Consider the following 26,698-nt stretch of genomic DNA (forward strand, 5'->3'; position numbering starts at 1 on the left):
GGGGCGAAAGTGCCTTATGCCCATTCATATGGGGGTGCTGGATAGGATTTCAACCGGGGGCAGAGCGAGGAGACGAGCGGTGATGAAGGGGGGGGCAAATCTCTGTGGCGAGGGAGCTTGCTCCCGCTCGGCTGCGCAGCAGTCGCAAAATCTGCAATCCCGGACTGTCTGATGCACCGGATTTACAGGCTTTGGGGGCGCTTCGCACCCCAGCGGGAGCAAGCTCCCTCGCCACAAAGTCCGCCGAACGATTTACGTTCGGCGTGAGGTCAGCGGCTCTGGCGTTGTTGTAACAACAGGTTGCTGAAGCCGCTGCCAGCCAATTGTTTCTGTGCGGTGGTCAGTTGCTCGCGATTGCTGAACGGACCGACCAATACGCGGTACCAGGTTTCATCCTTCACCGTACCGGATTCAACCGCCACAGCCTGGCCGAGCAGAATGATCTGCGCCCGCACCTTGTCCGCATCCGCCTCTTTGCGGAACGAACCGGCCTGGAGGAAGAACTTGGTCACCGGCGCCGCTTTCGCTACCGGCGGCGCGGGCGGCGGGGTAATGCCCGACAGCGCAGCCTGAGCGCGCGCGGTGTCGATTTTCGCCGCTTCCGCCGGAGTGACCGGCGTGGTCGGCACTTGCGGCGTCGGCAGGGTTTTCTCCGGCACGGCGTCCGGCGGCACGATCACTTCCGATTCCGGCAGCAAGGTGTAGAAGTCGTACTTCGGCTTCACCGGTTGCGTCGGGCTCGGCGGGGTCTTGTTGGCCTCGGCGATCTTCGACGCTTTCTGCTGTTGCGCCTGCTCGACTTTCTCGCGCTTGACCGTATCGCTGCCCTTGCCCGGCTCCAGTTTCATCAGGAATACGATGAACGCCCCGACCGTCAGGCCGATGGCCATCCACAGCCAGCCCGGAATCGGTTGCTTTGCAGGAGCTTGATAACGGCTGGCGCCACGCTTGGGTGCAGGTTTTTTCTTGGCAGCCAACTTACATGCGCTCCAGAGTTTCCAGGCCCAACAGTTCCAGGCCTTGCTTGAGAGTACGACCGGTCAGCGCGGCCAGACGCAGACGGCTCTGCATCTGGACCGGCGTCTCGGCGGCGAGGATCGGGCAGTTCTCGTAGAAGCTGGAGAACAGACCGGCGACGTCATACAGATAGGTGCAGAGGATGTGCGGCGTGCCTTTTTCCGCGACGTTGTTCAGCACTTCGCCGAACTGCGCCAGCTTCGCCGCCAGCTCTTGTTCGTGCGTCGCTTCGAGGACGATCTGGCCATCGACTTCGCTGAAGTCCTTGCCCAGTTTGCGGAACACCCCGGCGACACGGGTGTAAGCGTACAGCAGGTACGGCGCGGTGTTGCCTTCGAAATTCAGCATCAGGTCGAAGTTGAAGCTGTAGTCGCTGGTGCGGTGCTTGGACAGGTCGGCGTATTTCACCGCACCGATGCCGACAACCTTGGCGATGTTGCGCAGTTCGTCTTCGGCCAGTGTCGGGTTTTTCTCTTTGACCAGGTTGTAGGCACGTTCCTGCGCTTCGGTCAGCAAATCGATCAGCTTCACGGTGCCGCCATCACGGGTCTTGAACGGACGGCCGTCGGCGCCATTCATGGTGCCGAAGCCCATGTGCTCCATTTCCATCGGATGGGTCACGAAACCGGCCTTGCGCGCCACGGCGAACACTTGCTGGAAGTGCAGGGCCTGACGCTGGTCGACGAAGTACAGCGCGCGATCAGCTTTCAGTTTGCCAGAGCGATAGCGCACGGCTGCCAGGTCAGTGGTGGCGTACAGGTAACCGCCGTCAGCCTTGACGATGATCACTGGCAGCGGATCGCCGTCGGCGTTCTTGAACTCGTCGAGGAACACGCACTGGGCGCCGTTGCTCTCGACCAGCATGCCGGCGGCTTTGAGGTCGTTGACCACGTTGATCAGGTCGTCGTTGTAGGCGCTTTCGCCCATCACGTCGGCCATGGTCAGTTTGACGTTGAGCAGTTCGTAGATCTTCTGGCAGTGCGACAGCGAGATGTCCTTGAACCTGGTCCACAGCGCCAGGCATTCGGCATCGCCGGCCTGCAGCTTGACCACCAGGCCACGGGCGCGGTCGGCGAACTCTTCGGATTCGTCGAAACGCTGCTTGGCGGCGCGGTAGAAGTTTTCCAGATCGGACAGCTCGTCGCTGGTGATCGGGTTTTCCTGCAGATACGCCATCAGCATGCCGAACTGGGTGCCCCAGTCGCCAACGTGGTTCTGGCGGATCACTTCGTCGCCGAGGAACTCAAGCACACGGGCTACGCCGTCGCCAATGATGGTCGAGCGCAAGTGGCCGACGTGCATCTCTTTGGCCAGGTTCGGTGCGGACAGGTCGACCACGGTACGCTGCGCCGGGCCGGCCTTGCGCACGCCAACATGTGCGTCGGTCAGGGCGGCGTCGAGGCGCGAGGCCAGAGCCTGGGTGTTCTGGAAGAAATTGATGAAGCCGGGGCCGGCGATTTCGGCCTTGGTGACGTTCTCGTCGGCCGGCAGTGCGGCGATGATTTTCTCTGCCAGATCGCGCGGCTTCATGCCCGCAGGCTTGGCCAGCATCATGGCGATGTTGCTGGCGAAGTCGCCGTGGGTCTTGTCACGGGCGTTCTCCACCTGAATCGCCGGCGTCAGGCCTTCAGGCAACACACCTTCGTTGACGAGTTGGGTGAGGGCTTGTTGGATCAGCTGGCGAATGGTGTCTTTCATGGTCTTCTCTTTCGACCGCAAGCGCGGCGGCGCATCGATGCGCGGGTGGAAAAACTGGGCATTATCCGTTGCGAAGACGGGCTTGCCAACCTTAGCAGGCAGGATGTGGATGTGTGGTGACATTAAAAGCAAAAGATCGCAGCCTGCGGCAGCTCCTACAGGGAAATACGCACGATTCTGTAGGAGCTGCCGCAGGCTGCGATCTTTTTATCTTCTAGTACAAATCGACCGGATCGACATCCAGCGACCAGCGCACCGCCCGCCCGCTCGGCATCTGCTCCAGCTCCAGCAACCAGCTGGCGAGCAACCGATGCAGCGGGGCCCGGGCTGTCGCCTGTACCAACAACTGTGCGCGATAGCGACCGGCGCGGCGCTCCATCGGCGCCGGTACCGGCCCGAGCAGTTCGATGCCGCTCAGATTCTGCTCGACCAGCAAGCGCTCGGCCGCGCTGCATGCCTCATCGAGAAAACTCTCGGCCTGCCCCGGTTTGTGCGCTTCGGCACGCAACAGGGCCAAGTGTGAAAACGGCGGCAGTCCGGCGGCGCGGCGCTCGCTCAAGGCCTGCTCGGCAAAGGCGAAGTAGCCCTGCTCGGTCAGTTGCACCAATAAAGGATGGTCGGCCAGGTGGGTCTGGATGATCACCTTGCCCGGCTCCTCAGCCCGCCCGGCGCGCCCGGCGACCTGCACGATCAATTGCGCCATGCGCTCGCTGGCACGGAAGTCGCCGGAGAACAGCCCGCCGTCGGCGTCCAGAATCGACACCAGCGTGACCCGCGGGAAGTGATGCCCCTTGGCCAACATCTGCGTGCCGACCAGAATGCACGGCTGGCCCTTCTGAATCGTCGCGAACAACTGATTCATCGCGTCTTTGCGCGAAGTGCTGTCGCGGTCGACACGCAGCACCGGGTAGTCCGGGAACAGAATCGCCAGGCGTTCTTCGGCGCGTTCGGTGCCGGCGCCCACCGGCCGCAGATCGACTTTGTTGCACTTGGGGCATTGGCGCGGCGTGCGCTCGACGTTGCCACAGTGGTGGCAGCGCAGTTCGCCGTAGCGCTGGTGCACGGTCATTCGCGCATCGCAGCGCGAGCACTCGGACATCCAGCCGCAATCGTGGCACAGCAACGTCGGCGCAAAGCCGCGCCGGTTGAGGAACACCAGCACCTGCTGGCCGGCCGCGAGGGTCTGGCCAATGGCTTGTTGCATCGGCCCGGAAATGCCGCTGTCCAGCGGACGGCTTTTCACGTCCAGCCGCAGGAAACGTGGTTGCTTGGCACCGCCGGCCCGCTCGTTGAGACGCAGTAGGCCATAACGACCGGTGTAGGCGTTGTGCAGGCTTTCCAGTGAAGGCGTGGCGGACCCGAGGACGATCGGGATGTTTTCCTGTCGCGCGCGCACCAGTGCCAGATCCCGGGCGTGGTAGCGCAGGCCTTCCTGCTGTTTATAGGAGCCGTCGTGTTCTTCGTCGATGATGATCAGCCCCGGATTTTTCATCGGGGTGAACAGCGCCGAGCGGGTGCCGATTATAATGTCGGCCTCGCCGTCGCGGGCGGCGAGCCAGGCGTCGAGGCGTTCACGGTCGTTGACCGCCGAATGCAGCAGGGCGATGCGGGCGTTGAAGCGCTGCTCGAAGCGCGCCAGAGTCTGCGGGCCGAGGTTGATTTCTGGAATCAGCACCAGCGCCTGCTTGCCGGCTTCGAGGGTTTCGCGGATCAGCTGTAGATAGACTTCGGTCTTGCCGCTGCCGGTGACCCCGGCCAGCAGAAACGCGTGATAACTGTCGAACCCGGCGCGGATCGCTTCGTAAGCGGCGCGTTGTTCGGTATTGAGCGGCAGTTCCGGTTGCGCCAGCCAGTGTTCATGGCGCACGCCGGGGGCGTGCCGACGGATCTCCACCTGCACCAAACCCTTGGCCAGCAGCAGGTCGAGGCTGTCTTTGCTCAGCATCAGCTTGCTCAACAACTGATGGGCCACGCCGTGCGGGTGCTGCGCCAGTGTTGCCAGTGCTTCCCGTTGCCGTGGCGCGCGGGCGACGCGCGGATCATCGAGGCTGGCGCCGGGCGCGACTGACCAGAAACGCTCCTGTCGCGCCTCGGCCAGTTCGCCCTGACGCAGCAGCACCGGCAGCGCCCAGCTCAAGGTATCGCCGAGACTGTGCTGGTAATACTGCGACGTCCACAGGCACAGCTTGAATAGCGCGGGCGGCAGCGGCGGCTCGGCATCGAGCAGGGCCAGCGCCGGTTTGAGTTTTTCCAGCGGTACATCGCTGGTGTCGGTGACTTCGACCAGAATCCCGATCATCTCCCGCCGCCCGAACGGCACCCGCAGGCGCATGCCCGGCTGCAACTGGGCGCGCGACACCCCGGCCGGCGCCCGATAATCGAACAGGCGGCGCAGGGGCGAAGGCAGGGCGAGGCGCAGAATGGCGTCGGGCACGCGGGGGATCTCGATCAGCAGGCGATTAAAAGGACTGCGTACATAACCTGTGGGAGCGAGCCTGCTCGCGAAAGCGGTGTGTCAGGCGGCTGATATGCTGGCTGATAGATCGTCTTCGCGAGCAGGCTCGCTCCCACAGGGACAGCGCAATGGGCCGGGAGCCTAGCAGACGGTCGGTCTCAGGGACAGCTTGCGCGATTGACATTGTCTGGTAGAATCCGCGGCCTAATTACGTGCGGTATTCAACAATAGTGTTGGGTGGCGGCACGCTAGCTGAGGAAGACATCATGAAAGCTGATATCCACCCGAATTACCCAGAAGTTGCAGTAACCTGCAGCTGCGGCAACAAGTTCGAAACCCGTTCGACCTTCGGCAAAGCCCTGGCGATCGACGTTTGCAACGAGTGCCACCCGTTCTACACCGGTAAGCAGAAGACTCTGGACACCGGTGGCCGCGTTCAGAAGTTCGCCGACCGTTTCGGTGCCTTCGGCGCCAAGAAGTAAGATTGGTCATTCTGGAAAACTTCGACGGTTTCTCCAGGCTGATGAAAAAGGCGTCCCTTGTGGGCGCCTTTTTTGTGTCTGCGATTTGGCTGCCCGCTGCCCAGGCGTTTTGCCCCACGCCTGCTGTCCTGACCAGCGTCAGCGTCCAGCGTGTGGTCGATGGCGACACTCTGCGTCTGAGCGATGGGCGCAGTGTGCGGATGATCGGTCTCAATACCCCGGAGCTGGGCAAGCAGGGCCGCAGTGACCAGCCCTTCGCCGTGGCGGCGCGCAAACGCCTTGAAGCACTGGTGGCGGACAGCGGCGGTCGGGTCGGTCTGCTCCCCGGCAAACAGGCCAAAGACCATTACGGTCGCACCCTCGCGCATGTCTACAGCACCAACGGCACCAATCTTGAAGCGCAAATGCTCGCCGACGGCCTCGGTTTTCAGGTGGCGGTGGCACCGAATGTCGATCTTGTTGCCTGTCAGCAGGCGGCCGAACGCAGCGCCCGGCAGGCCGGTCGGGGTCTGTGGCGCCAGTCACCTGTACTGAAAGCGGAGCAGATCCGCACTTCGGGTTTCGCCGTGGTCAGTGGGCGTGTGAGCAAGGTTCAGCGCAATCGTGGCGGAATCTGGATCGAGTTGCAGGACTCGGTTGTACTGCGCGTTGCACCCAATCTCGTCGGACAATTCGACAGCGCCCGGTTGCAGACGCTGCAGAGCAGGCAGATCGAGGCTCGCGGCTGGGTCGTCGACCGTTCGCGGCGTGGCGGGTTGAAGCCGGGTCAGCCGCGTTGGCTGCTGCCGTTGACCGATCCGTCGATGCTGCAAAGCGCTCGCTGAAGAAAAATTGTAGACATTTTTTCTGTCGATTGTGAACAGTCAAGCCCTTGTGCGCCGTGGCTCTTGGCCCAAAGTCGTAGGACAGGGCGCTTGACAGGGGTGACTGCTCAGTCTTGTGGGGACTTTGCGAGGCGCGTATCCTCGCTGACCAGTCTGTCCAACAGTAAAAAGCGGAATGCCAAAATGTCTGATCTGAAAACTGCCGCTCTCGAATATCATGCCAATCCTCGTCCAGGGAAGCTGAGTGTCGAGCTCACCAAGGCCACTGCTACCGCCCGCGACCTGTCGCTGGCCTACAGCCCCGGCGTAGCTGAACCAGTGCGTGAGATCGCCCGCGATCCTGAACTGGCCTACAAATACACCGGCAAGGGCAACCTGGTTGCAGTCATTTCCGATGGCACCGCGATTCTGGGCCTGGGTAACCTCGGCCCACTGGCCTCCAAGCCAGTGATGGAAGGTAAAGGTGTACTGTTCAAGCGCTTCGCCGGCATCGACGTATTCGACATCGAAGTCGATTCCGAAAGCCCGCAAGCCTTCATCGACACCGTAAAACGCATCTCCATCACCTTCGGTGGCATCAACCTGGAAGACATCAAGGCACCTGAGTGCTTTGAGATCGAACGTGCTCTGATCGAGCAGTGCGACATTCCGGTATTCCACGATGACCAGCACGGCACCGCGATCGTGACCGCTGCGGGCATGATCAACGCCCTGGAAATCGCCGGCAAAACCCTGCCGGAAGCCAAGATCGTCTGCCTCGGCGCCGGCGCTGCGGCCATCTCCTGCATGAAGTTGCTGGTGAGCATGGGCGCAAAAATCGAAAACATCTTCATGGTTGACCGTACCGGCGTGATCCACTCCGGCCGTGATGACCTGAACCAGTACAAAGCCGTGTTCGCTCACGCCACCGACAAGCGCAGCCTGGCTGATGCTCTGAAAGGCGCTGACGTGTTCGTCGGCCTGTCCGGTCCGAACCTGCTGAGCGCTGAAGGTCTGCTGTCGATGGCGGCCAACCCGATCGTCTTCGCCTGCTCGAACCCGGATCCGGAAATCTCCCCGGAACTGGCACACGCCACCCGCAGCGACGTGATCATGGCCACCGGTCGTTCCGACTACCCGAACCAGGTCAACAACGTACTGGGCTTCCCGTTCATCTTCCGTGGTGCTCTGGACGTTCGCGCCAAGCGCATCAACGAAGAAATGAAAGTGGCTGCCGCCAATGCCCTGCGTGAACTGGCCAAGCTGCCAGTGCCGCAGGACGTGTGCGACGCCTACGGTGGTGCGCCGCTGGAATTCGGCCGTGAGTACATCATTCCGAAGCCAATGGACAAGCGCCTGATCACCCTGATCTCCGACGCTGTGGCCAAGGCTGCGATCGAGACCGGTGTGGCCACCCTGCCGTATCCGAAGAACTACCCGCTAAAAAGCGTGGATGATGTGTTCAACGGCTAAGTCGTTGTAACGCTCCAACAAAAAGCCCCGGCTCGTAATGAGCCGGGGCTTTTTGTTAGGCAGATCAAAAGATCGCAGCCTGCGGCAGCTCCTACAGGGGGAGCACATTCCAAATGTAGGAGCTGCCGCAGGCTGCGATCTTTTGATCTTGATCTTCACGCAATAAAAAGCCCCGCACTTCTTTCGAAGGCGGGGCTTTTTGGGGCGCATTGATCAGAACAGATCGATCGGTGCCTGCTCATCCGCCGGCAGCGGACTGCCCGGTACGGCGCCGTTGCCCAGCTCATTCACCGAGGGCGGCGTGTCTTCCGACTTGAACAGCTCGAAGTAGGCGCCCGGCGTGCTCGGCGTTGCCGCACGACCGCTGACCGGGTCCACCCGCAGGCTGAGAATGCCTTCCGGCTCAGGCTGCACGTGCGGCGGCTTGTCCTTGAGCGCGGCAGACATGTAGTTCATCCAGATCGGCAACGCCACGGTGCCACCAAACTCGCGGCGGCCGAGGCTTTCCGGCTGGTCGAAGCCGGTCCACACGGTGGTCACGTAATCGGCGTTGTAACCGGAGAACCATGCATCCTTCGATTCGTTGGTGGTACCGGTCTTGCCGGCGATGTCGCTGCGGCCCATGGCCAGTGCGCGACGACCGGTGCCGAGCTTGATCACGTCCTGCAGCATGCTGTTGAGGATGTACGTGGTGCGGCCATCGACGATTCGCTCGGCCACGGCCGGCGCTTGTGGCGCTGCGGCAGTGCCCGGGGCTTCACCCGGAACCGGTGCGGCGTTGACGGTGATCGACTGAGGTGTCGGCGCCGCGATGCCATCGGTCGCCGAGCCACCCTGTGGCACGGTCGGCGGGTTGGCGACGAACAGCGTGTCACCGTTGCGGCTTTCGATCTTGTCGATGATGTAGGGGGTGATCTTGTAGCCGCCGTTGGCGAAGGTGCTCCAGCCGGTAGCGATTTCCATCGGAGTCAGGGTCGCGGTGCCCAGCGCCAGCGACAGATTCGGCGGCAGGTCCTGCTTGTTGAAGCCGAAGCGGGTGATGTAGTCGATGGTCTTGCCCACACCCATCGCCTGCAGCAGACGGATCGACACCAGGTTGCGCGACTTGTACAGCGCCTCACGCAGACGGATCGGGCCGAGGAAGGTGTTGGTGTCGTTCTTCGGCCGCCAGACCTTGTCCAGGTACTCGTCGACGAACACGATCGGCGCATCGTTGACCAGCGTCGCGGCGGTGTAGCCACTGTCCAGCGCGGCGCTGTAGACGAACGGCTTGAAGCTCGAACCCGGCTGACGCTTGGCCTGCAGGGCGCGGTTGTAGTTGCTCTGCTCGAAAGCAAAACCACCGACCAGCGAGCGAATCGCGCCGTTCTGCGGATCCAGCGACACCAGCGCGCCTTGCGCCTGTGGGATCTGGCTGAACTTCAGCGAATTGTTCGGCTGACGCTGCACGCGAATCAGATCGCCGACCTGCGCCACATCCGACGGCTGACGCGGTGCGGCGCCCATGCTGTTGGTGTTGAGGAACGGCCGCGCCCATTTCATGGTGTCCCAGGCGACGTGCTCTTCGCCGGTACGGGTCAGCACCTGCAAGCCATTCTTGTCGACCTGGGTGACGATGGCCGGCTCCAGGCTGCTGATGGTGCGCTGCTTGGTCAGCTCGGTCGCCCAGGCTTCGTGGGTCTTGCCCGGCAGGCGCGACTCAGGGCCGCGGTAGCCGTGACGCTGGTCGTAGGTCATCAAACCTTCGTGCAGCGCGGTGTTGGCCATTTCCTGCAGGTTGCTAGGCACCGTGGTGGTGACGCGGAAACCTTCGGTATAGGCGTCGCTGCCGTAGCGACCGACCATTTCGGCACGGGCCATCTCGGCAATGTACGGTGCGTTCACTTCCGGGGTCGGCACGTGATAACTGGCGTTCAGCGGCTCGTTGATCGCGGCGGTGTAGTCAGCCTCGGAAATCTTCCCGAGCTTGTACATTCGCCCTAGGATCCAGTCACGGCGTTCCTTGCTGCGCGCCGGGTTGGCCAGCGGGTTGAAGCGCGACGGAGCTTTCGGCAGGCCGGCGATCATCGCCATCTGCGCCAGGCTGACGTCGCGGATCGACTTGCCGTAATACACCTGCGCTGCCGCTTCGATGCCGTAGGCGCGGTTACCCAGATAAATCTTGTTCACGTACAGCTCGAGGATCTCGTCCTTGGTCAGCTGCCGCTCGATCTGCAGGGCCAGAAGAATCTCGGTGGTTTTGCGCGAGAAGCTGCGTTCGCTGGTCAGGAAGAAGTTCTTCGCCACCTGCATGGTGATGGTGCTGCCGCCGGACTGAATGTGCCCGCTTTTGACCAGTTGGGTCGCGGCACGCATCAGGCTGCTCGGATCGACGCCATAGTGATTGGCGAAATTGTCGTCTTCAGCACTTAGTAACGCATTAATGAAATTGGGCGGAATGTCGGCGAAACGGATCGGAGTACGGCGCATTTCGCCAAATTCTGCGATCAACTTGTTGTCGCTGCTGTAGACCCGGAGCGGAATCTGCAACTGAATGCTTCTCAGCGCCTCCACAGACGGCAAACCCGGACTAAGGTAAAGAAACGCGCCGCTGAGACCTAAAAGCAGTCCGCAGAAAACGGCGACGATGGACCAACCGAAAAATTTCAGCAGACGAATCAAGGCTTTTGAACATCCAGGGCAAAGAATGAATTGGGCGACAGGGTTCCGGTAACACACAGAACAACCTGGGCCGGCAGTAAAAAGCGGAAAAAAACGCTGGGCATTATAAGCACTTTTCTGCTGGGGGCGTCATTTGCGCTTCTGTCAAGACGGGGTGAAGGAACGCAATGCGTATTACAGAGTCCGTAACTCACGGAAAGTCATAGGGAATTGGTAGTGCTGGGACTCTTCAAGAAAAAGACCAATACGTTACTGGGGATCGACATCAGCTCCACTTCGGTGAAGCTGCTGGAGCTGAGCCGTCAGGGCGACCGTTACCGGGTCGAGGCCTACGCGGTAGAGCCGCTGCCGCCAAACGCCGTGGTCGAAAAGAACATCGCCGAGCTCGAAGGCGTGGGCCATGCCTTGTCCCGGGTGCTGGTCAAGGCGCGCACCGGGCTCAAGAGCGTGGCGGTGGCGGTGGCCGGTTCCGCGGTGATCACCAAGATCATCGAGATGGACGCCGGGCTGACCGATGACGAGCTGGAAAACCAGCTGAAGATCGAAGCCGACCAATACATTCCCTATCCACTGGACGAAGTCGCCATCGATTTCGAAGTCCAGGGCGTGTCGCCGCGCAACCCGGAGCGGGTCAGCGTGCTGCTGGCCGCCTGTCGCAAGGAAAACGTCGAAGTCCGCGAAGCGGCGCTGGCGCTGGCCGGGCTGACCGCGCGCGTGGTCGATGTCGAGGCCTATGCGCTGGAGCGCTCGTTCAGTCTGCTCGCTACTCAACTGGCAGCCTCGCAGGAGCGCCTGACCGTGGCGGTGGTGGACATCGGCGCGACCATGACCACCCTCAGCGTCCTGAATAACGGCCGCATCATCTATACCCGTGAACAGCTGTTCGGTGGCCGGCAACTGACCGAGGAGATCCAGCGCCGCTACGGCCTGACCGTCGAGCAGGCAGGGCTGGCGAAAAAGCAGGGCGGCCTGCCGGATGACTATGTCAGCGAGGTATTGCAGCCGTTCCGTGATGCTCTGGTGCAGCAGGTCTCGCGCTCGTTGCAGTTCTTCTTTGCCTCCGGGCAGTACAACGCCGTCGATCACATTCTGCTGGCCGGCGGCACCGCCTCGGTGCCGGGGCTGGATCGGCTGATCGAACAGCGTCTGGGCACCCCGACCCAGGTCGCCAACCCGTTTTCCGACATGGCCTTGAGCAGCAAGGTCAACGCCGGAGCCCTGGCCAGTGACGCGCCGGCCCTGATGATTGCCTGCGGGCTCGCGCTCAGGAGTTTCGACTGATGGCGCGGATCAACCTTCTCCCCTGGCGTGAGGAACGCCGCGAAGAGCGGCGCAAACGCTTTCTGCTGATCCTGATCGGGGTCTTCGTCGGTTCGGTGGGCGCAGTGTTCATCGCCGATCAGATCTTCAGTACCGCCATCGAGCGGCAGGCAGCACGCAATGCCTACATCGGCAAACAGATCGCCGTGGTGGACGAGCGGATCAAGCAGATCAGCGAACTCAAGGCACGGCGCCAGCAACTGGTCGAGCGCATGCGCATCATCCAGGACTTGCAGGGCAACCGGCAGATCAGCGGGCGGATCTTCGACCAACTGGCGCGCACGTTGCCGGACGGGGTGTATTTCACCAGCGTGAAACTGCTCGGCAAAACGCTGTCGATCAGCGGCGCGGCGGAATCGAACAATCGCGTCTCGGAGCTGATGCGCAATCTGGACGCTTCCGACTGGTTCGATGCGCCCAGCTTGAACGAGGTGAAGGCGACGACCGCCGGTCAGGTGGATCAGGCCAACGTGTTTCAGCTGACTGTGCGTCAGACCCAGCCAGCCGTGATGGAGGGCGACAAATGAAGCCGTCCGAATGGCTGCAAAGTCTGCGCAACATCGACTTCAACGATCTGGACACCAGCAATATCGGCTCCTGGCCGGCTGCGGTGAAAACCATCGCCGGGGCGTTATTGGCGGTGCTGGTGTTGGCGCTTGGCTATAACTTTTTCATCAGCGACATGGAAAACCAGCTGGAAGCCAAGCGTCAGGAAGAAGACACCTTGAAGGAGCAGTTCGCCAGCAAGGCGCACATGGCCGCCAACCTGGAGCTGTACACCCAGCAGATGAAGGAGATGGAGAACTCCTTCGGCGTACTCCTGCGGCAGTTGCCCAGCGACACCGAAGTCCCGGGATTGCTCGAAGACATCACCCGCACCGGGCTGGGCAGTGGTCTCGAATTCGAAGAGATCAAGCTGCTGCCGGAAGTGACCCAGCCGTTCTACATCGAGTTGCCGATCCAGATCACTGTCACCGGGGCTTACCACGACCTCGCGACCTTCGTCAGTGGCGTCGCCGGGTTGCCACGGATCGTCACCTTGCACGATTTCGAACTGGCACCGGCCAATCCCGACGGCGGGACGAAGCTGCGCATGAGCATTCTCGCCAAGACCTACCGCTATAACGACAAGGGGTTGGACAAATGACCCCGATCCGTTATTTCGCCCTGTCGGTGCTGTTGCTGGGTCTTGGCGGATGCTTTGGTGGAGATGACTTCAGCGACCTCGATGCCTACATGAACGAAGTGCGTCTGCGGCCAGCCGGCCGGATCGAGCCGACGCCGACGTTTCATTCCTATCCTACTTTTACCTACAGCGCGGCCAACCTGCGCAGCCCGTTCTCGCGCCAGGTGCGCGTCGATCTGGCTGGGCAGCAGCGCGGCTCGCGCAACGTCAAACCCGACCCCAACCGGGTCAAGCAATACCTCGAAGGTTTCAACATCGAGCAGTTTGAAATGGTCGGCACGATCTCCAATGCCAGCGGCTCCTTTGCCTTGCTGCGCGGGGCGGGTGCAGTGCATCGGTTGAAAGTCGGCGACTACCTGGGGCGCAACGACGGTCGCATCGTCGCCATCAGCGCCACTCAGGTCGATGTGGTCGAGATCGTGCCCGACGGCGAAGGCGCCTGGCTGGAACGTCCGCGCACCATTCCTTTGAAAGAGCACTCATAGTGGAAGTCGAACAATGAACAGGATTTTCTCCACCCTCGGTTTTTCGCTATGGATAGCGCTGCTTTCACCGATGGTTCAGGCGGCCAGCCTCAAGACGCTGGATGTCGCGGCGTTACCGGGTGATCGCATCGAGTTGAAGCTGTCGTTCGACAGCCCGCCACCGCAACCCAAGGGCTACACCACCGAATCGCCGGCGCGAATCGCCCTGGATCTGCCGGGTGTCGCCAGCCAACTGACGAACAAGACCCGCGATCTGGGCAGCGGCAACGCGCGAACCGCTACAGTGGTCGAGGCCAACGACCGTACGCGTTTGATCATCAACCTGACGCAACTGACGCCCTACACCTCGCGGGTCGAGGGCAACAATCTGTTCGTGGTGGTCGGGCAGGGCGCCAAGCCTGCTGCGCCACGGCCAGCCGCTGTTGCGCCGCGACCGGTCGCGGCTCCAGCGCCGGCGAAGGCTTATACCCCCGTCGCCAAAACCATTCGTGGCGTCGACTTCCAGCGCGGCACTGCGGGGGAGGGCAACGTCGTCATCGACCTGTCGGATCCGACCATCGCCCCGGACATCCAGGAGCATGACGGCAAGATCATCCTGAGCTTTGCCCGCACGCAGTTGCCCGACAGGCTGCGGGTGCGCCTCGACGTCAAGGACTTCGCCACGCCGGTGCAGTTCGTCAACGCTGCCGCCACCGGTGATCGTGCGGTCATCACCGTCGAACCCAGCGGCACGTTCGACTATTCCACCTACCAGACCGACAACAAACTGACCGTCAGTATTCGCCCAATGACGGTCGATGACCTGCAAAAGCGCAACGCTGACCGCAACAGCTACAGCGGCGAAAAACTTTCGCTGAATTTCCAGGACATCGACGTGCGTTCGGTGCTGCAACTGATCGCCGACTTCACCAACCTCAATCTGGTGGCCAGCGATACGGTGCAGGGCGGGATCACCTTGCGTTTGCAAAACGTGCCGTGGGATCAGGCGCTGGACCTGGTGCTGAAAACCAAGGGGCTGGATAAACGCAAGATCGGCAACGTGTTGCTGGTGGCGCCGGCCGACGAAATCGCCGCCCGCGAGCGCCAGGAACTGGAGTCGCAGAAACAGATCGCCGAACTGGCACCGCTGCGCCGCGAGCTGCTGCAAGTGAATTACGCCAAGGCCGCGGACATCGCCAAGCTGTTCCAGTCGGTGACCAGTGCCGAGGCGAAAATCGACGAGCGTGGCTCGATTACTGTCGATGAGCGCACCAACAACATCATTGCCTACCAGACCCAGGATCGCCTCGACGAACTGCGGCGGATCGTGGCTCAACTGGATATTCCGGTGCGCCAGGTGATGATCGAGGCGCGGATCGTCGAGGCCAACGTCGATTACGACAAGAGCCTGGGCGTGCGCTGGGGCGGCTCGATCCAGAACAAGGGCAACTGGAACACCTCGGGGGTCAGCAATGGCTCGTCGACCACTATCGGCACACCGGGCAGTACCAGTACCAACTCGCCGTTCGTCGACATGGGCACGGTCGGTAATACCTCGGGGATCGGCATCGCCTTCATCACCGACAATGTGCTGCTCGATCTTGAGCTGACCGCCATGGAGAAGACCGGCAACGGTGAAATTGTCTCGCAGCCCAAAGTAGTCACCTCCGACAAGGAGACGGCAAAGATACTCAAAGGGACCGAGATTCCGTATCAGGAAGCCAGCTCCAGCGGTGCGACGTCGGTGTCGTTCAAGGAGGCTTCGCTGTCGCTGGAAGTGACGCCGCAGATCACCCCCGACAACCGCATCATCATGGAGGTCAAGGTCACCAAGGATGAGCCGGACTACCTGAACAAGGTGCAGGATGTGCCGCCGATCAAGAAGAACGAGGTCAACGCCAAGGTGCTGGTGAACGACGGCGAGACCATCGTGATTGGGGGCGTTTTCTCAAATACTCAAAGCAAGGTCGTAGATAAGGTGCCATTTCTTGGCGATGTGCCGTATCTTGGCCGCCTTTTCCGGCGTGATGTGGTTTCGGAGAAAAAATCCGAGCTGCTGGTATTTCTCACTCCGCGTATCATGAATAACCAGGCGATTGCTGTGAGTCGTTGATTCTGTGCGAAATTTGATTCTTGTAGGACCGATGGGCGCTGGAAAAAGCACCATCGGCCGGTTGCTGGCCAAAGAGCTGCGCCTGCCGTTCAAAGATTCCGACAAGGAAATTGAACTGCGCACGGGCGCCAATATCCCGTGGATCTTCGACAAGGAAGGCGAGCCCGGCTTTCGTGACCGTGAGCAGGCGATGATCGCCGAGCTGTGCGCGTTCGACGGCGTGGTGCTGGCGACAGGTGGCGGCGCGGTGATGCGCGATGCCAACCGCAAGGCCCTGCACGCGGGCGGACGGGTGGTGTATCTGCACGCCTCCGTCGAGCAGCAGGTCGGGCGTACGTCGCGTGATCGCAATCGTCCTTTGCTGCGCACCGCCGATCCGGCGAAAACCCTGCGAGACCTGCTCGAGATCCGCGATCCGCTTTATCGGGAGATCGCCGATCTGGTGGTGGAAACCGACGAACGGCCACCGCGCATGGTGGTGCTCGACATTCTCGACCGTCTGGCACAGCTGCCACCCCGTTAAAGCGCCGCCGGAAATGCGCTATCCTCGGCGTCCTGTCACAGCCGCCAAAGTTGTGGCGGATGGCGTGCGAGCGGCGTCAGATTCGCTACAGGCCGCAGACAACCAATAATTCAGGGCAGGACGCCTGCTTCCATCTTCACTGTGGGGACACATGCAGACACTCAAGGTCGATCTAGGCGAGCGCAGCTACCCGATTCATATTGGCGAAGGTTTGTTGGATCAGCCCGAGTTGCTGGCGCCGCATATCCATGGGCGGCAAGTGGCAATCATCTCCAACGAGACCGTGGCACCGCTCTATCTCGAACGTCTGACCCGCAGCCTTGCGCAGTTCTCGGTGATCTCGGTGGTGCTGCCGGACGGCGAAGCCTTCAAGAACTGGGAAACCCTGCAACTGATCTTCGACGGCCTGCTGACTGCCCGTCACGACCGCCGCACCACGATCATCGCCCTCGGCGGCGGTGTCATCGGTGACATGGCCGGTTTTGCCGCCGCCTGCTACCAGCGCGGTGTCGATTTCATCCAGATTCCTACCACGCTGCTGTCCCAGGTCGATTCGTCGGTGGGCGGCAAGACCGGCATCAACCATCCGCTGGGCAAGAACATGGTCGGCGCGTTCTATCAGCCGAACGTGGTGCTGATCGATACTGCATCGCTGAAAACCCTGCCGGAGCGTGAACTGTCCGCCGGTCTGGCCGAAGTCATCAAGTACGGTCTGATCTGCGACGAGCCGTTCCTGACCTGGCTCGAAGACAACGTCGACGCCCTGCGCGCGCTGGACCAGAAGGCCCTGACCTACGCCATCGAGCGTTCCTGCGCGGCCAAGGCGGCAGTGGTCGGCGCCGATGAGAAGGAAACCGGCGTGCGCGCCACGCTCAATCTCGGCCACACCTTCGGTCACGCCATCGAGACCCACATGGGCTATGGTGTCTGGTTGCATGGTGAGGCGGTGGCCGCTGGCACCGTGATGGCGCTGGAAATGTCCGCGCGTCTGGGCTGGATCAGCGAGCAGGAACGTGATCGCGGCATTCGTCTGTTCCAGCGTGCCGGGCTGCCGGTGATCCCGCCGGAAGAAATGACCGAAGCCGATTTTCTCGAACATATGGCAATTGATAAAAAAGTGATCGACGGTCGTCTGCGCCTGGTGCTGCTGCGCCGGATGGGCGAAGCGGTGGTGACCGCCGATTATCCGAAAGAGGTTCTACAGGCCACGCTGGGAGCGGATTACCGCGCTCTGGCTCAGCTTAAAGGTTAATAAGATTCCGATGACTAGTTTGCATGCCGACGAGGCGTTCCTCGGCCATTTCCAGTTAAGTCACGACCCTTTCGCACCGCGGGTGCCGGGCTTCAAATTCTTCCCGGCCCAGCGCAAGCCGGTGCTGGGTCAACTGCACCACCTGGCGCGTTACAGCCAGTTGCTGCTGGTGGTCACCGGCCCGCAGGGCAGCGGCAAGACCCTGCTGCGTCAGGCGCTGGTAGCCAGCACCAACAAACAATCGGTGCAAAGCGTTGTCGTGTCGGCCCGTGGGGCTGGCGATGCTGCCGGTGTGCTGCGTCAGGTGGCTCAGGCACTGAACGTGGCTCAGGCCGAAGTTGGCGCGATTCTGGATCAGGTGGTGCAGCTCGCGCTTACCGGCCAGGAGGTCTATCTGCTGGTGGATGACGCCGAGCAGCTCGACGAATCCGCCCTCGAAGCGCTGATGGCGCTGGGTGCCGGGGCACCGGAAGGTCGCCCGCATGTGTTCCTGTTCGGTGAGTCGTCGCTGATCGCGCAATTGGAGGCCTTGCACCTCGAGGAAGAGCGCTTCCACGTCATCGAACTGCAGCCGTATACCGAAGAAGAGACCCGCGAATATCTCGACCAACGGCTGGAAGGTGCGGGCCGGGGTGTCGAACTTTTCACCGCGGATCAGATCTCTGAGATTCACGAAAGCGCCGAGGGTTGGCCTGGCAACATCAACCAGGTCGCTCGCGATGCACTGATCGAAGTCATGATTGCCAGCCGCTCTGCGGTCAAGCGTCCAAGTATGGGGTTCAACATGCCGAAGAAACACGTATTGGCGATATCCGCCGTCGTTGTGGTCGCGGTCGCCGCCGCCTGGCTGATGCCGGGTCGCAACAAGGCGCCAACCACCGGCGCACCCGCCAACGAACAGGCACAACTGCCATTGGGTCAGGGCGCCAAGGGTGGCGCACCTAACGTCGAGTTCGCCGGCAATACCCAGCCGATGCCGCTGCCGCTGGTCGGCAACTCGCAACCGGTCATGCGCGGCCCGCTGGCTGAGGCTGCTGGCGGTATCACCGAAGGCGACGACGGCGTGCCTGTCGAAGGTTCCAGCGCGACGCCGCCGACCGTAACGACTTCCGCACCACCGGCAGGTGTTCCGGCCGGTCCAGCGCCGACGCCAGTACCTGTTCCGGCGGCCAAGCCGACCCCGGCACCGACTCAGGTCGCCACCGCCAAGCCTGCTCCGGCAGCGCCAGCGGCCAAACCGGCTCCGGCCCCGGCCAAGCCTGTTGCGGCTGCCAAACCGGCCGAGAAGCCGGTTACCGTGGCCAAGGCTGCCGGTGGCAGCTGGTACGCCGGTCAGCCGACCAGCAATTACGTGGTGCAGATCCTCGGCACCAGCTCCGAAGCGACCGCGCAGAACTTCGTCAAAGAGCAGGGCGGCGAGTACCGTTATTTCAAGAAAGTCCTCAACGGCAAGCCTCTCTACGTGATCACCTACGGCAACTTCGCCAATCGTGATGCAGCCGTTTCTGCCATCAAGGCCTTGCCAGCGAAGGTTCAGGCTGGTAAACCTTGGCCTCGCACTGTCGCCAGCGTCCAACAGGAACTGGCAACAACTCGCTGAAGATTCGGCGGCCTTACCCAGGCCGCCTCTCCAAGCACCTCAAAATTTCTACAAGTGCGCGCCGCCCTTACGGGCCGCGTGCCTTGTGGTGTCTGCGTCACAGTAGTCTTTGAGTCGTTGCGGTCAAAATTAAAAAAGTTTTGACTAGCACAGCATATCGCTTTAAACCTTTCACAAATGCGACATGAATTTGCGACATTTCGTCGTCAAATTTGTGAGCCTCTGTGTCGCTGTGTACAATGACCACCCTTTTGCCCCCGCAAAGCCGGCGTACGTTCGGCGCGGAAAGCAAGTGGTTGAATTGAAAAGAAATTTGCCTCGTAAAGAGGCAGCCTGGTGAGAAAGTGTCTATGAAAGCAGGTCTGTACCAACCAGATGAATTCAAGGATAACTGCGGTTTCGGCCTGATAGCCCATATGCAGGGCGAGCCCAGTCATACCCTTTTGCAAACGGCCATCGAGGCCCTGACCTGCATGACCCACCGCGGTGGGATTAATGCCGACGGCAAGACCGGTGACGGTTGCGGTCTGCTGATTCAAAAGCCTGATGCGTTCCTGCGGGCGATGGCCCAGGAAAACTTCAGCGTCGAACTGCCCAGGCAATATGCCGTGGGCATGGTCTTCTTCAACCAGGATCCGGCCAAGGCCGAAGCCGCTCGCGAGAACATGAACCGCGAGATCCTCGCTGAAGGCCTGCAACTGATCGGCTGGCGCAAAGTGCCGATCGACACCAGCGTCCTCGGCCGCCTGGCCCTCGAGCGCCTGCCGCAGATCGAGCAGGTGTACATCGGCGGTGAAGGCCTGAGCGATCAGGACATGGCGGTCAAGCTGTTCAGCGCCCGTCGTCGCTCGTCGGTGGCCAACGCCGCCGACACCGACCACTACATCTGCAGCTTTTCGCACAAGACCATCATCTATAAAGGCCTGATGATGCCGGCCGACCTGGCGGCGTTCTATCCGGACCTGGGTGACCAGCGCCTGCAAACCGCGATCTGCGTGTTCCACCAGCGCTTCTCCACCAACACCCTGCCGAAATGGCCGCTGGCCCAGCCATTCCGCTTCCTCGCCCACAACGGCGAGATCAACACCATTACCGGTAACCGTAACTGGGCGCAGGCCCGTCGGACCAAGTTCACCAACGATCTGATGGATCTGGAAGAGCTCGGCCCGCTGGTCAACCGTGTCGGTTCCGACTCCTCGAGCATGGACAACATGCTCGAACTGATGGTCACTGGTGGCATCGACCTGTTCCGTGGCGTGCGGATGATCATTCCGCCAGCGTGGCAGAACGTTGAAACCATGGACCCGGATCTGCGTGCGTTCTACGAGTACAACTCGATGCACATGGAGCCGTGGGACGGCCCGGCCGGCGTGGTGATGACCGATGGTCGTTACGCGGTATGCCTGCTCGACCGTAACGGTCTGCGTCCGGCGCGCTGGGTCACCACTACCAACGGTTTCATCACCGTTGCGTCGGAAATCGGCGTCTGGAACTACCAGCCGCAAGACGTGATCGCCAAGGGCCGTGTCGGCCCGGGCCAGATCCTCGCCGTGGACACCGAAACCGGGCAGATCCTCGACACCGACGCGATCGACAACCGTCTGAAGTCCCGTCATCCGTACAAGCAATGGTTGCGCAAGAATGCCCTGCGCATCCAGGCGACCATGGAAGATAACGACCACGGTTCGGCGTTCTACGACGTCGATCAGCTCAAGCAATACATGAAGATGTATCAGGTCACGTTCGAAGAGCGCGATCAGGTGCTGCGCCCGCTCGGTGAGCAAGGCTACGAAGCCGTTGGCTCGATGGGCGACGACACGCCGATGGCCGTGCTGTCGCAGCGTGTGCGCACGCCGTACGACTATTTCCGCCAGCAGTTCGCGCAGGTCACCAACCCGCCGATCGACCCGCTGCGTGAAGCGATCGTGATGTCGCTGGAAATCTGCCTCGGGGCCGAGCGCAACATCTTCCAGGAATCGCCGGAGCACGCCTCGCGCGTGATCCTCAGCTCGCCAGTGATCTCGCCGGCCAAGTGGCGCTCGCTGATGAACCTCGACCGCCCGGGTTTCGAGCGGCAGATCATCGACCTCAACTACGACGAAAGCGTCGGCCTCGAAGCGGCGATCCGCAACGTTGCCGATCAGGCTGAAGAAGCCGTGCGTGCCGGGCGTACCCAGATCGTCCTGAGCGACCGCCATATCGCGCCGGGCAAACTGCCGATCCACGCTTCGCTGGCCACCGGCGCGGTGCACCACCGCCTGACCGAAAAAGGCCTACGCTGCGACTCCAACATCCTCGTGGAAACCGCCACCGCCCGCGATCCGCATCACTTTGCGGTGCTGATCGGTTTCGGCGCCTCGGCGGTCTATCCGTTCCTGGCCTACGAAGTGCTGGGCGACCTGATCCGCACCGGTGAAGTGCTGGGCGACCTCTACGAGGTGTTCAAGAACTACCGCAAGGGCATCACCAAAGGTCTGCTGAAGATCCTGTCGAAGATGGGCATCTCGACCATCGCCTCATACCGTGGTGCGCAGCTGTTCGAAGCCATCGGCCTGTCCGAAGAAGTGTGCGAGCTGAGCTTCCGTGGCGTGCCGAGCCGCATCAAGGGTGCGCGTTTCGTCGACATCGAAGCCGAGCAGAAAGCCCTCGCTACCGAAGCCTGGAGCCCGCGCAAACCGATCCAGCAGGGCGGTCTGCTGAAGTTCGTCCACGGCGGCGAATACCACGCGTACAACCCGGACGTGGTCAACACCCTGCAAGCCGCCGTGCAGCAGGGCGACTATGCCAAGTTCAAGGAATACACCTCGCTGGTGGACAACCGTCCGGTGTCGATGATTCGCGACCTGTTCAAGGTCAAGACCCTCGACAAGCCGCTGGACATCAGTGAAGTCGAACCGCTGGAATCGGTGCTCAAGCGCTTCGACTCCGCCGGTATCTCGCTGGGCGCTCTGTCGCCGGAAGCTCACGAAGCCCTGGCCGAAGCCATGAACCGCCTCGGTGCGCGTTCCAACTCCGGCGAAGGCGGCGAAGACCCGGCGCGCTACGGCACCATCAAGAGCTCGAAAATCAAGCAGGTCGCGACCGGCCGTTTCGGCGTCACCCCGGAATACCTGGTCAACGCCGAAGTGCTGCAGATCAAGGTCGCGCAGGGCGCCAAACCGGGCGAGGGCGGGCAACTGCCGGGCGGCAAGGTCAACGGGCTGATCGCCAAGCTGCGTTACGCAGTGCCGGGCGTGACCCTGATTTCGCCACCGCCGCACCACGACATCTACTCGATCGAAGACTTGTCGCAGCTGATCTTCGACCTGAAACAGGTCAATCCGAAGGCGCTGGTGTCGGTGAAACTGGTGGCGGAAGCGGGCGTCGGCACCATCGCCGCCGGTGTGGCCAAGGCCTATGCGGACTTGATCACCATCTCCGGTTACGACGGTGGTACCGGTGCTTCGCCGCTGACCTCGATCAAATACGCCGGCGCTCCATGGGAACTTGGCCTGGCTGAAACCCACCAGACCCTGCGCGGCAACGACCTGCGTGGCAAAGTCCGGGTGCAGACCGACGGTGGCCTGAAAACCGGCCTCGACGTGATCAAGGCTGCGATCCTGGGCGCCGAAAGCTTCGGCTTCGGTACGGCACCGATGATCGCCCTGGGCTGCAAATACCTGCGCATCTGCCACCTGAACAACTGCGCCACCGGCGTTGCGACGCAGAACGAGAAGCTGCGCAAGGATCACTACATCGGTACGGTCGACATGGTGGTGAACTTCTTCACCTACGTCGCCGAAGAAACCCGTGAGTGGCTGGCCAAGCTCGGCGTGCGCTCCCTCGAAGAGCTGATCGGCCGCACCGATCTGCTGGAAATCCTCGAAGGCCAGACCGCCAAGCAACACCACCTGGATCTGACCCCGCTGCTGGGCAGCGATCACATCCCGGCGGACAAACCGCAGTTCTGCGGCGTCGAGCGCAACCCCCCGTTCGACCAAGGCCTGCTGGCCGAGAAAATGGTCGACATGGCGACGTCGGCGATCAACGACCTCAGCGGCGCCGAGTTCGAACTGGACATCTGCAACTGCGACCGTTCGATCGGTGCGCGGATCTCCGGCGAAATCGCGCGCAAGCACGGCAATCAGGGCATGGCCAACGCGCCGATCACCTTCCGCTTCAAAGGCACGGCCGGTCAGAGCTTCGGCGTGTGGAACGCCGGCGGTCTGCACATGTACCTGGAAGGCGACGCCAACGACTACGTCGGCAAAGGCATGACCGGCGGCAAACTGGTCATCGTACCGCCGAAGGGCAGCGTCTATCAGACTCAGAATAGCGCCATCATCGGCAACACCTGCCTGTACGGCGCCACCGGTGGCAAGCTGTTCGCCGCCGGCACCGCGGGCGAGCGTTTCGCTGTGCGTAACTCCGGTGCCCACACGGTCGTGGAAGGCACTGGCGATCACTGCTGCGAGTACATGACCGGTGGTTTCGTCTGCGTTTTGGGCAAGACCGGTTACAACTTCGGCTCTGGCATGACCGGTGGTTTCGCCTACGTGCTCGACCAGGACAACACCTTCGTTGACCGGGTCAACCACGAACTGGTGGAAATCCAGCGGATCAGCGGCGAGGCGATGGAAGCCTACCGCAGCCACCTGCAGAACGTGCTGAACGAGTACGTCAAGGAAACCGAGAGCGAGTGGGGTCGTGAACTCGCCGAAAACCTTGATGACTACCTGCGTCGTTTCTGGCTGGTGAAGCCTAAGGCTGCCAACCTGAAATCGTTGCTTTCCAGCACTCGTGCCAACCCGCAGTGATATGCGCCTGAAGAGTTTGATGAGGTTTTAACAATGGCTGAACGTCTGAATAACGACTTCCAGTTCATCGATGTCGGGCGCAAGGATCCGAAGAAGAAACTGTTGCGTCAGCGCAAGAAAGAGTTCGTCGAGATCTACGAACCGTTCAAACCCCAGCAGTCGGCCGATCAGGCCCACCGCTGTCTGGGTTGCGGCAACCCGTATTGCGAATGGAAGTGCCCGGTGCACAACTTCATTCCCAACTGGCTGAAGCTGGTGGCCGAGGGCAACATCCTCCAGGCCGCCGAGCTTTCGCACCAGACCAACACCCTGCCGGAAGTCTGCGGCCGGGTGTGCCCGCAGGATCGGCTGTGCGAGGGTGCTTGCACCCTCAACGACGGTTTCGGTGCGGTGACCATCGGTTCGGTCGAGAAGTACATCACCGACACCGCGTTCGCCATGGGCTGGCGCCCGGACATGTCCAAGGTCAAACCGACCGGCAAACGTGTCGCGATCATCGGTGCGGGCCCGGCGGGTCTGGGCTGTGCCGACGTGCTGGTGCGTGGCGGCGTGACCCCGGTGGTGTTCGACAAGAACCCGGAAATCGGCGGTCTGCTGACCTTCGGCATTCCCGAGTTCAAGCTTGAGAAGACCGTGCTGAGCAATCGTCGCGAAGTCTTCACCGGGATGGGCATCGAGTTTCGCCTCAACACCGAGGTCGGCAAGGACGTGACCATGGAGCAACTGCTCGCCGAATACGATGCCGTGTTCATGGGCATGGGCACCTACACCTACATGAAGGGCGGTTTTGCCGGTGAGGATCTGCCGGGCGTCTACGACGCGCTGGACTTCCTGATCGCCAACGTCAACCGCAACCTGGGCTTTGAAAAGTCGCCGGAAGATTTCGTCGACATGAAAGGCAAGAAGGTCGTGGTACTCGGCGGTGGCGACACGGCGATGGACTGCAATCGCACCTCGATCCGTCAGGGCGCCAAGTCGGTGACCTGTGCTTATCGCCGTGACGAAGCGAACATGCCCGGCTCGCGCAAAGAGGTGAAGAACGCCAAGGAAGAAGGCGTGAAATTCCTCTACAACCGCCAACCAATCGCGATCGTCGGCGAAGACAAGGTCGAAGGCGTGAAGGTGGTCGAGACCCGTCTCGGCGAACCGGACGCCCGTGGCCGTCGCAGCCCTGAGCCGATCCCGGGCTCCGAAGAGATCATCCCGGCCGACGCCGTGGTCATCGCGTTCGGTTTCCGTCCAAGCCCGGCGCCGTGGTTCGAGCAGTTCGAGATCCAGACCGACAGCCAGGGCCGCGTCGTCGCGCCTGAGCAGGGTCAGTACAAGCACCAGACCAGCAACCCGAAAATCTTCGCCGGTGGCGACATGGTGCGCGGTTCCGACCTGGTGGTGACGGCGATCTTCGAAGGCCGCAACGCCGCTGAAGGGATTCTGGATTACCTGGGCGTCTAACTTCGGACCCCTGAACCAAACGCAATAACCCTGTGGGAGCGAGCCTGCTCGCGAAAGCGGTCTGTCAGCCAACTTCACTGTTGGATGTACCGGCCTATTCGCGAGCAGGCTCGCTCCCACAGTTGTTTCTCGGTGTTGCGGATAACGCATTTCCAACGCAATAAATTGACCCGATAGACAAAAGGCTGACCTGCATCCGTGCCTTTTGCGTCGCGCTCTGAGAAAATGCCCGCACTTTTTTTCCGGATGCCGACATGACTGCCCTGAAGAACGACCGTTTCCTCCGCGCCCTGCTCAAGCAACCTGTAGACGTCACCCCGGTGTGGATGATGCGCCAGGCCGGCCGCTACCTGCCTGAATACCGCGCCAGCCGTGCCCAGGCCGGTGATTTCATGAGCCTGTGCATGAATCCGGAATTCGCTTGCGAAGTCACGTTGCAACCGCTCGACCGCTACCCGCAACTGGACGCGGCGATCCTGTTCTCCGACATCCTCACCATCCCCGATGCCATGGGCCAGGGCCTGTACTTCGAGACCGGTGAAGGTCCGCGCTTCAAGAAAGTCGTCAGCACCCTGGCGGACATCGAAGCGTTGCCGATTCCTGATCCACACAAGGATCTCGGCTATGTGATGGACGCGGTCAGCACCATTCGCCGCGAGCTGAATGGCCGTGTGCCGCTGATCGGCTTCTCCGGCAGCCCGTGGACCCTCGCCACTTACATGGTTGAAGGCGGCTCGTCGAAAGACTTCCGCAAGACCAAGGCGATGCTCTACGACAACCCGCAAGCCATGCACCTGCTGCTGGACAAGCTGGCGCAGTCGGTGACCTCGTACCTCAACGGCCAGATCCAGGCCGGCGCGCAAGCGGTGCAGATCTTCGATACCTGGGGCGGCAACCTGTCGGCGGCGGCGTATCAGGAGTTCTCCCTGGCCTACATGAAAAAAATCGTCAGCGGCCTGATCCGCGAGCACGACGGGCGCAAGGTGCCGGTGATCCTGTTCACCAAAAACGGCGGCCTGTGGCTGGAAAGCATCGCCGAGGCTGGCGCCGACGCGCTGGGCCTGGACTGGACCTGTGACATCGGCAATGCCCGCGCCCGTGTTGGCGACAAGGTCGCGCTGCAAGGCAACATGGACCCGACCGTGCTCTACGCCAAGCCGGAAGCGATCCGCACTGAAGTCGGGCGCATTCTGGCCAGCTACGGCAAGGGCAGCGGCCACGTGTTCAACCTCGGCCACGGCATCACCCCTGAGGTCGATCCGGAACATGCCGGCGCGTTCCTGCGTGCGGTGCACGAGTTGTCGGCGCAGTATCACGAGTGATCGACGCCCAATAAAAAACGCCCGGCTTATGCCGGGCATTTTTGTTTGCACGATTCAATGTCGGACACAGATTCCACTGTG

At 61.7% G+C, this 26,698-nt stretch carries 18 protein-coding genes; 14 read left to right on the plus strand and 4 right to left on the minus strand.

What is annotated here, in order from left to right; translation table 11 throughout:
• Nucleotides 1–269 precede the first annotated feature (269 nt).
• The 3 genes from LOY52_RS01990 to LOY52_RS02000 all read right to left on the minus strand — a co-directional run bounded on the left by LOY52_RS01990 (nucleotide 270) and on the right by LOY52_RS02000 (nucleotide 5,149).
• Nucleotides 270–977: an SPOR domain-containing protein gene (locus tag LOY52_RS01990; RefSeq protein ID WP_007968349.1), complete on the minus strand. Its 708-nt coding sequence runs from the start codon at nucleotides 975–977 to the stop codon at nucleotides 270–272.
• A gap of 1 nt (nucleotide 978) precedes the next feature.
• Nucleotides 979–2,715, minus strand: coding sequence for an arginine--tRNA ligase (gene argS / locus LOY52_RS01995; protein WP_258677987.1), 1,737 nt, complete (start codon nucleotides 2,713–2,715; stop codon nucleotides 979–981).
• A gap of 214 nt (nucleotides 2,716–2,929) precedes the next feature.
• Nucleotides 2,930–5,149 carry a primosomal protein N' gene (locus tag LOY52_RS02000; RefSeq protein WP_258677988.1) on the minus strand — a complete coding sequence of 740 codons (2,220 nt, stop codon included), beginning with the start codon at nucleotides 5,147–5,149 and terminating at the stop codon, nucleotides 2,930–2,932.
• Nucleotides 5,150–5,436: 287 nt separating this feature from the next.
• Between LOY52_RS02000 and rpmE the strand changes: the two genes are divergently transcribed.
• From rpmE to LOY52_RS02015, 3 genes are all read left to right on the plus strand, one after another.
• Nucleotides 5,437–5,652 (plus strand): 50S ribosomal protein L31, encoded by a 216-nt coding sequence (rpmE, locus tag LOY52_RS02005; RefSeq protein WP_007968345.1) that lies wholly within the window; start codon nucleotides 5,437–5,439, stop codon nucleotides 5,650–5,652.
• A gap of 41 nt (nucleotides 5,653–5,693) precedes the next feature.
• Nucleotides 5,694–6,476 carry a thermonuclease family protein gene (locus LOY52_RS02010; protein ID WP_258679820.1) on the plus strand — a complete coding sequence of 261 codons (783 nt, stop codon included), beginning with the start codon at nucleotides 5,694–5,696 and terminating at the stop codon, nucleotides 6,474–6,476.
• Nucleotides 6,477–6,659: 183 nt separating this feature from the next.
• Entirely contained in the window at nucleotides 6,660–7,928 is a 1,269-nt protein-coding gene (locus tag LOY52_RS02015; RefSeq protein ID WP_003220889.1) for a malic enzyme-like NAD(P)-binding protein, read from the plus strand.
• Between the two features lie 213 nt (nucleotides 7,929–8,141).
• On the opposite strand, the gene LOY52_RS02020 is transcribed toward LOY52_RS02015, so the two are convergent.
• Entirely contained in the window at nucleotides 8,142–10,586 is a 2,445-nt protein-coding gene (locus tag LOY52_RS02020; protein WP_408980432.1) for a penicillin-binding protein 1A, read from the minus strand.
• 219 nt (nucleotides 10,587–10,805) lie between these two features.
• Between LOY52_RS02020 and LOY52_RS02025 the strand changes: the two genes are divergently transcribed.
• The 11 genes from LOY52_RS02025 (at nucleotide 10,806) to hemE (ending at nucleotide 26,617) form a co-directional block, all read left to right on the plus strand.
• On the plus strand, nucleotides 10,806–11,870 hold the full coding sequence (locus LOY52_RS02025) for a pilus assembly protein PilM (protein WP_258677990.1): 1,065 nt from the start codon (nucleotides 10,806–10,808) through the stop codon (nucleotides 11,868–11,870).
• Entirely contained in the window at nucleotides 11,870–12,436 is a 567-nt protein-coding gene (locus LOY52_RS02030) for a PilN domain-containing protein (protein ID WP_258677991.1), read from the plus strand. The genes LOY52_RS02025 and LOY52_RS02030 overlap by 1 nt, the downstream gene beginning before the upstream one ends.
• Nucleotides 12,433–13,056 (plus strand): type 4a pilus biogenesis protein PilO, encoded by a 624-nt coding sequence (gene pilO, locus LOY52_RS02035; RefSeq protein WP_027611313.1) that lies wholly within the window; start codon nucleotides 12,433–12,435, stop codon nucleotides 13,054–13,056. Before LOY52_RS02030 ends, pilO begins: the two co-directional genes overlap by 4 nt.
• A complete protein-coding gene (locus LOY52_RS02040; protein ID WP_027611314.1) occupies nucleotides 13,053–13,580 on the plus strand; it encodes a pilus assembly protein PilP in 528 nt (175 codons plus the stop codon). The genes pilO and LOY52_RS02040 overlap by 4 nt, the downstream gene beginning before the upstream one ends.
• Nucleotides 13,581–13,593: 13 nt before the next feature.
• Nucleotides 13,594–15,672, plus strand: a complete 2,079-nt coding sequence (gene pilQ, locus LOY52_RS02045) for a type IV pilus secretin PilQ (protein WP_258677992.1) — start codon at nucleotides 13,594–13,596, stop codon at nucleotides 15,670–15,672.
• A 4-nt stretch (nucleotides 15,673–15,676) separates the two neighbouring features.
• Nucleotides 15,677–16,195 (plus strand): shikimate kinase AroK, encoded by a 519-nt coding sequence (aroK, locus tag LOY52_RS02050; RefSeq protein ID WP_027611316.1) that lies wholly within the window; start codon nucleotides 15,677–15,679, stop codon nucleotides 16,193–16,195.
• A gap of 151 nt (nucleotides 16,196–16,346) precedes the next feature.
• Nucleotides 16,347–17,447, plus strand: coding sequence for a 3-dehydroquinate synthase (gene aroB, locus LOY52_RS02055; protein WP_027611317.1), 1,101 nt, complete (start codon nucleotides 16,347–16,349; stop codon nucleotides 17,445–17,447).
• A gap of 10 nt (nucleotides 17,448–17,457) precedes the next feature.
• The gene (locus LOY52_RS02060; RefSeq protein ID WP_123585560.1) at nucleotides 17,458–19,047 is read left to right on the plus strand and encodes an AAA family ATPase; all 1,590 of its coding nucleotides are present in this window, start codon (nucleotides 17,458–17,460) and stop codon (nucleotides 19,045–19,047) included.
• Nucleotides 19,048–19,397: 350 nt separating this feature from the next.
• Nucleotides 19,398–23,843, plus strand: coding sequence for a glutamate synthase large subunit (gene gltB / locus LOY52_RS02065; RefSeq protein WP_258677994.1), 4,446 nt, complete (start codon nucleotides 19,398–19,400; stop codon nucleotides 23,841–23,843).
• Between the two features lie 33 nt (nucleotides 23,844–23,876).
• On the plus strand, nucleotides 23,877–25,295 hold the full coding sequence (locus tag LOY52_RS02070; protein WP_007909438.1) for an FAD-dependent oxidoreductase: 1,419 nt from the start codon (nucleotides 23,877–23,879) through the stop codon (nucleotides 25,293–25,295).
• A 254-nt stretch (nucleotides 25,296–25,549) separates the two neighbouring features.
• A complete protein-coding gene (gene hemE / locus LOY52_RS02075; RefSeq protein WP_007968321.1) occupies nucleotides 25,550–26,617 on the plus strand; it encodes a uroporphyrinogen decarboxylase in 1,068 nt (355 codons plus the stop codon).
• Nucleotides 26,618–26,698: the final 81 nt, after the last annotated feature.

It is taken from the genome of Pseudomonas sp. B21-051, assembly GCF_024748795.1.
Taxonomy (GTDB): Bacteria; Pseudomonadota; Gammaproteobacteria; order Pseudomonadales; family Pseudomonadaceae; genus Aquipseudomonas; species Aquipseudomonas putida_A.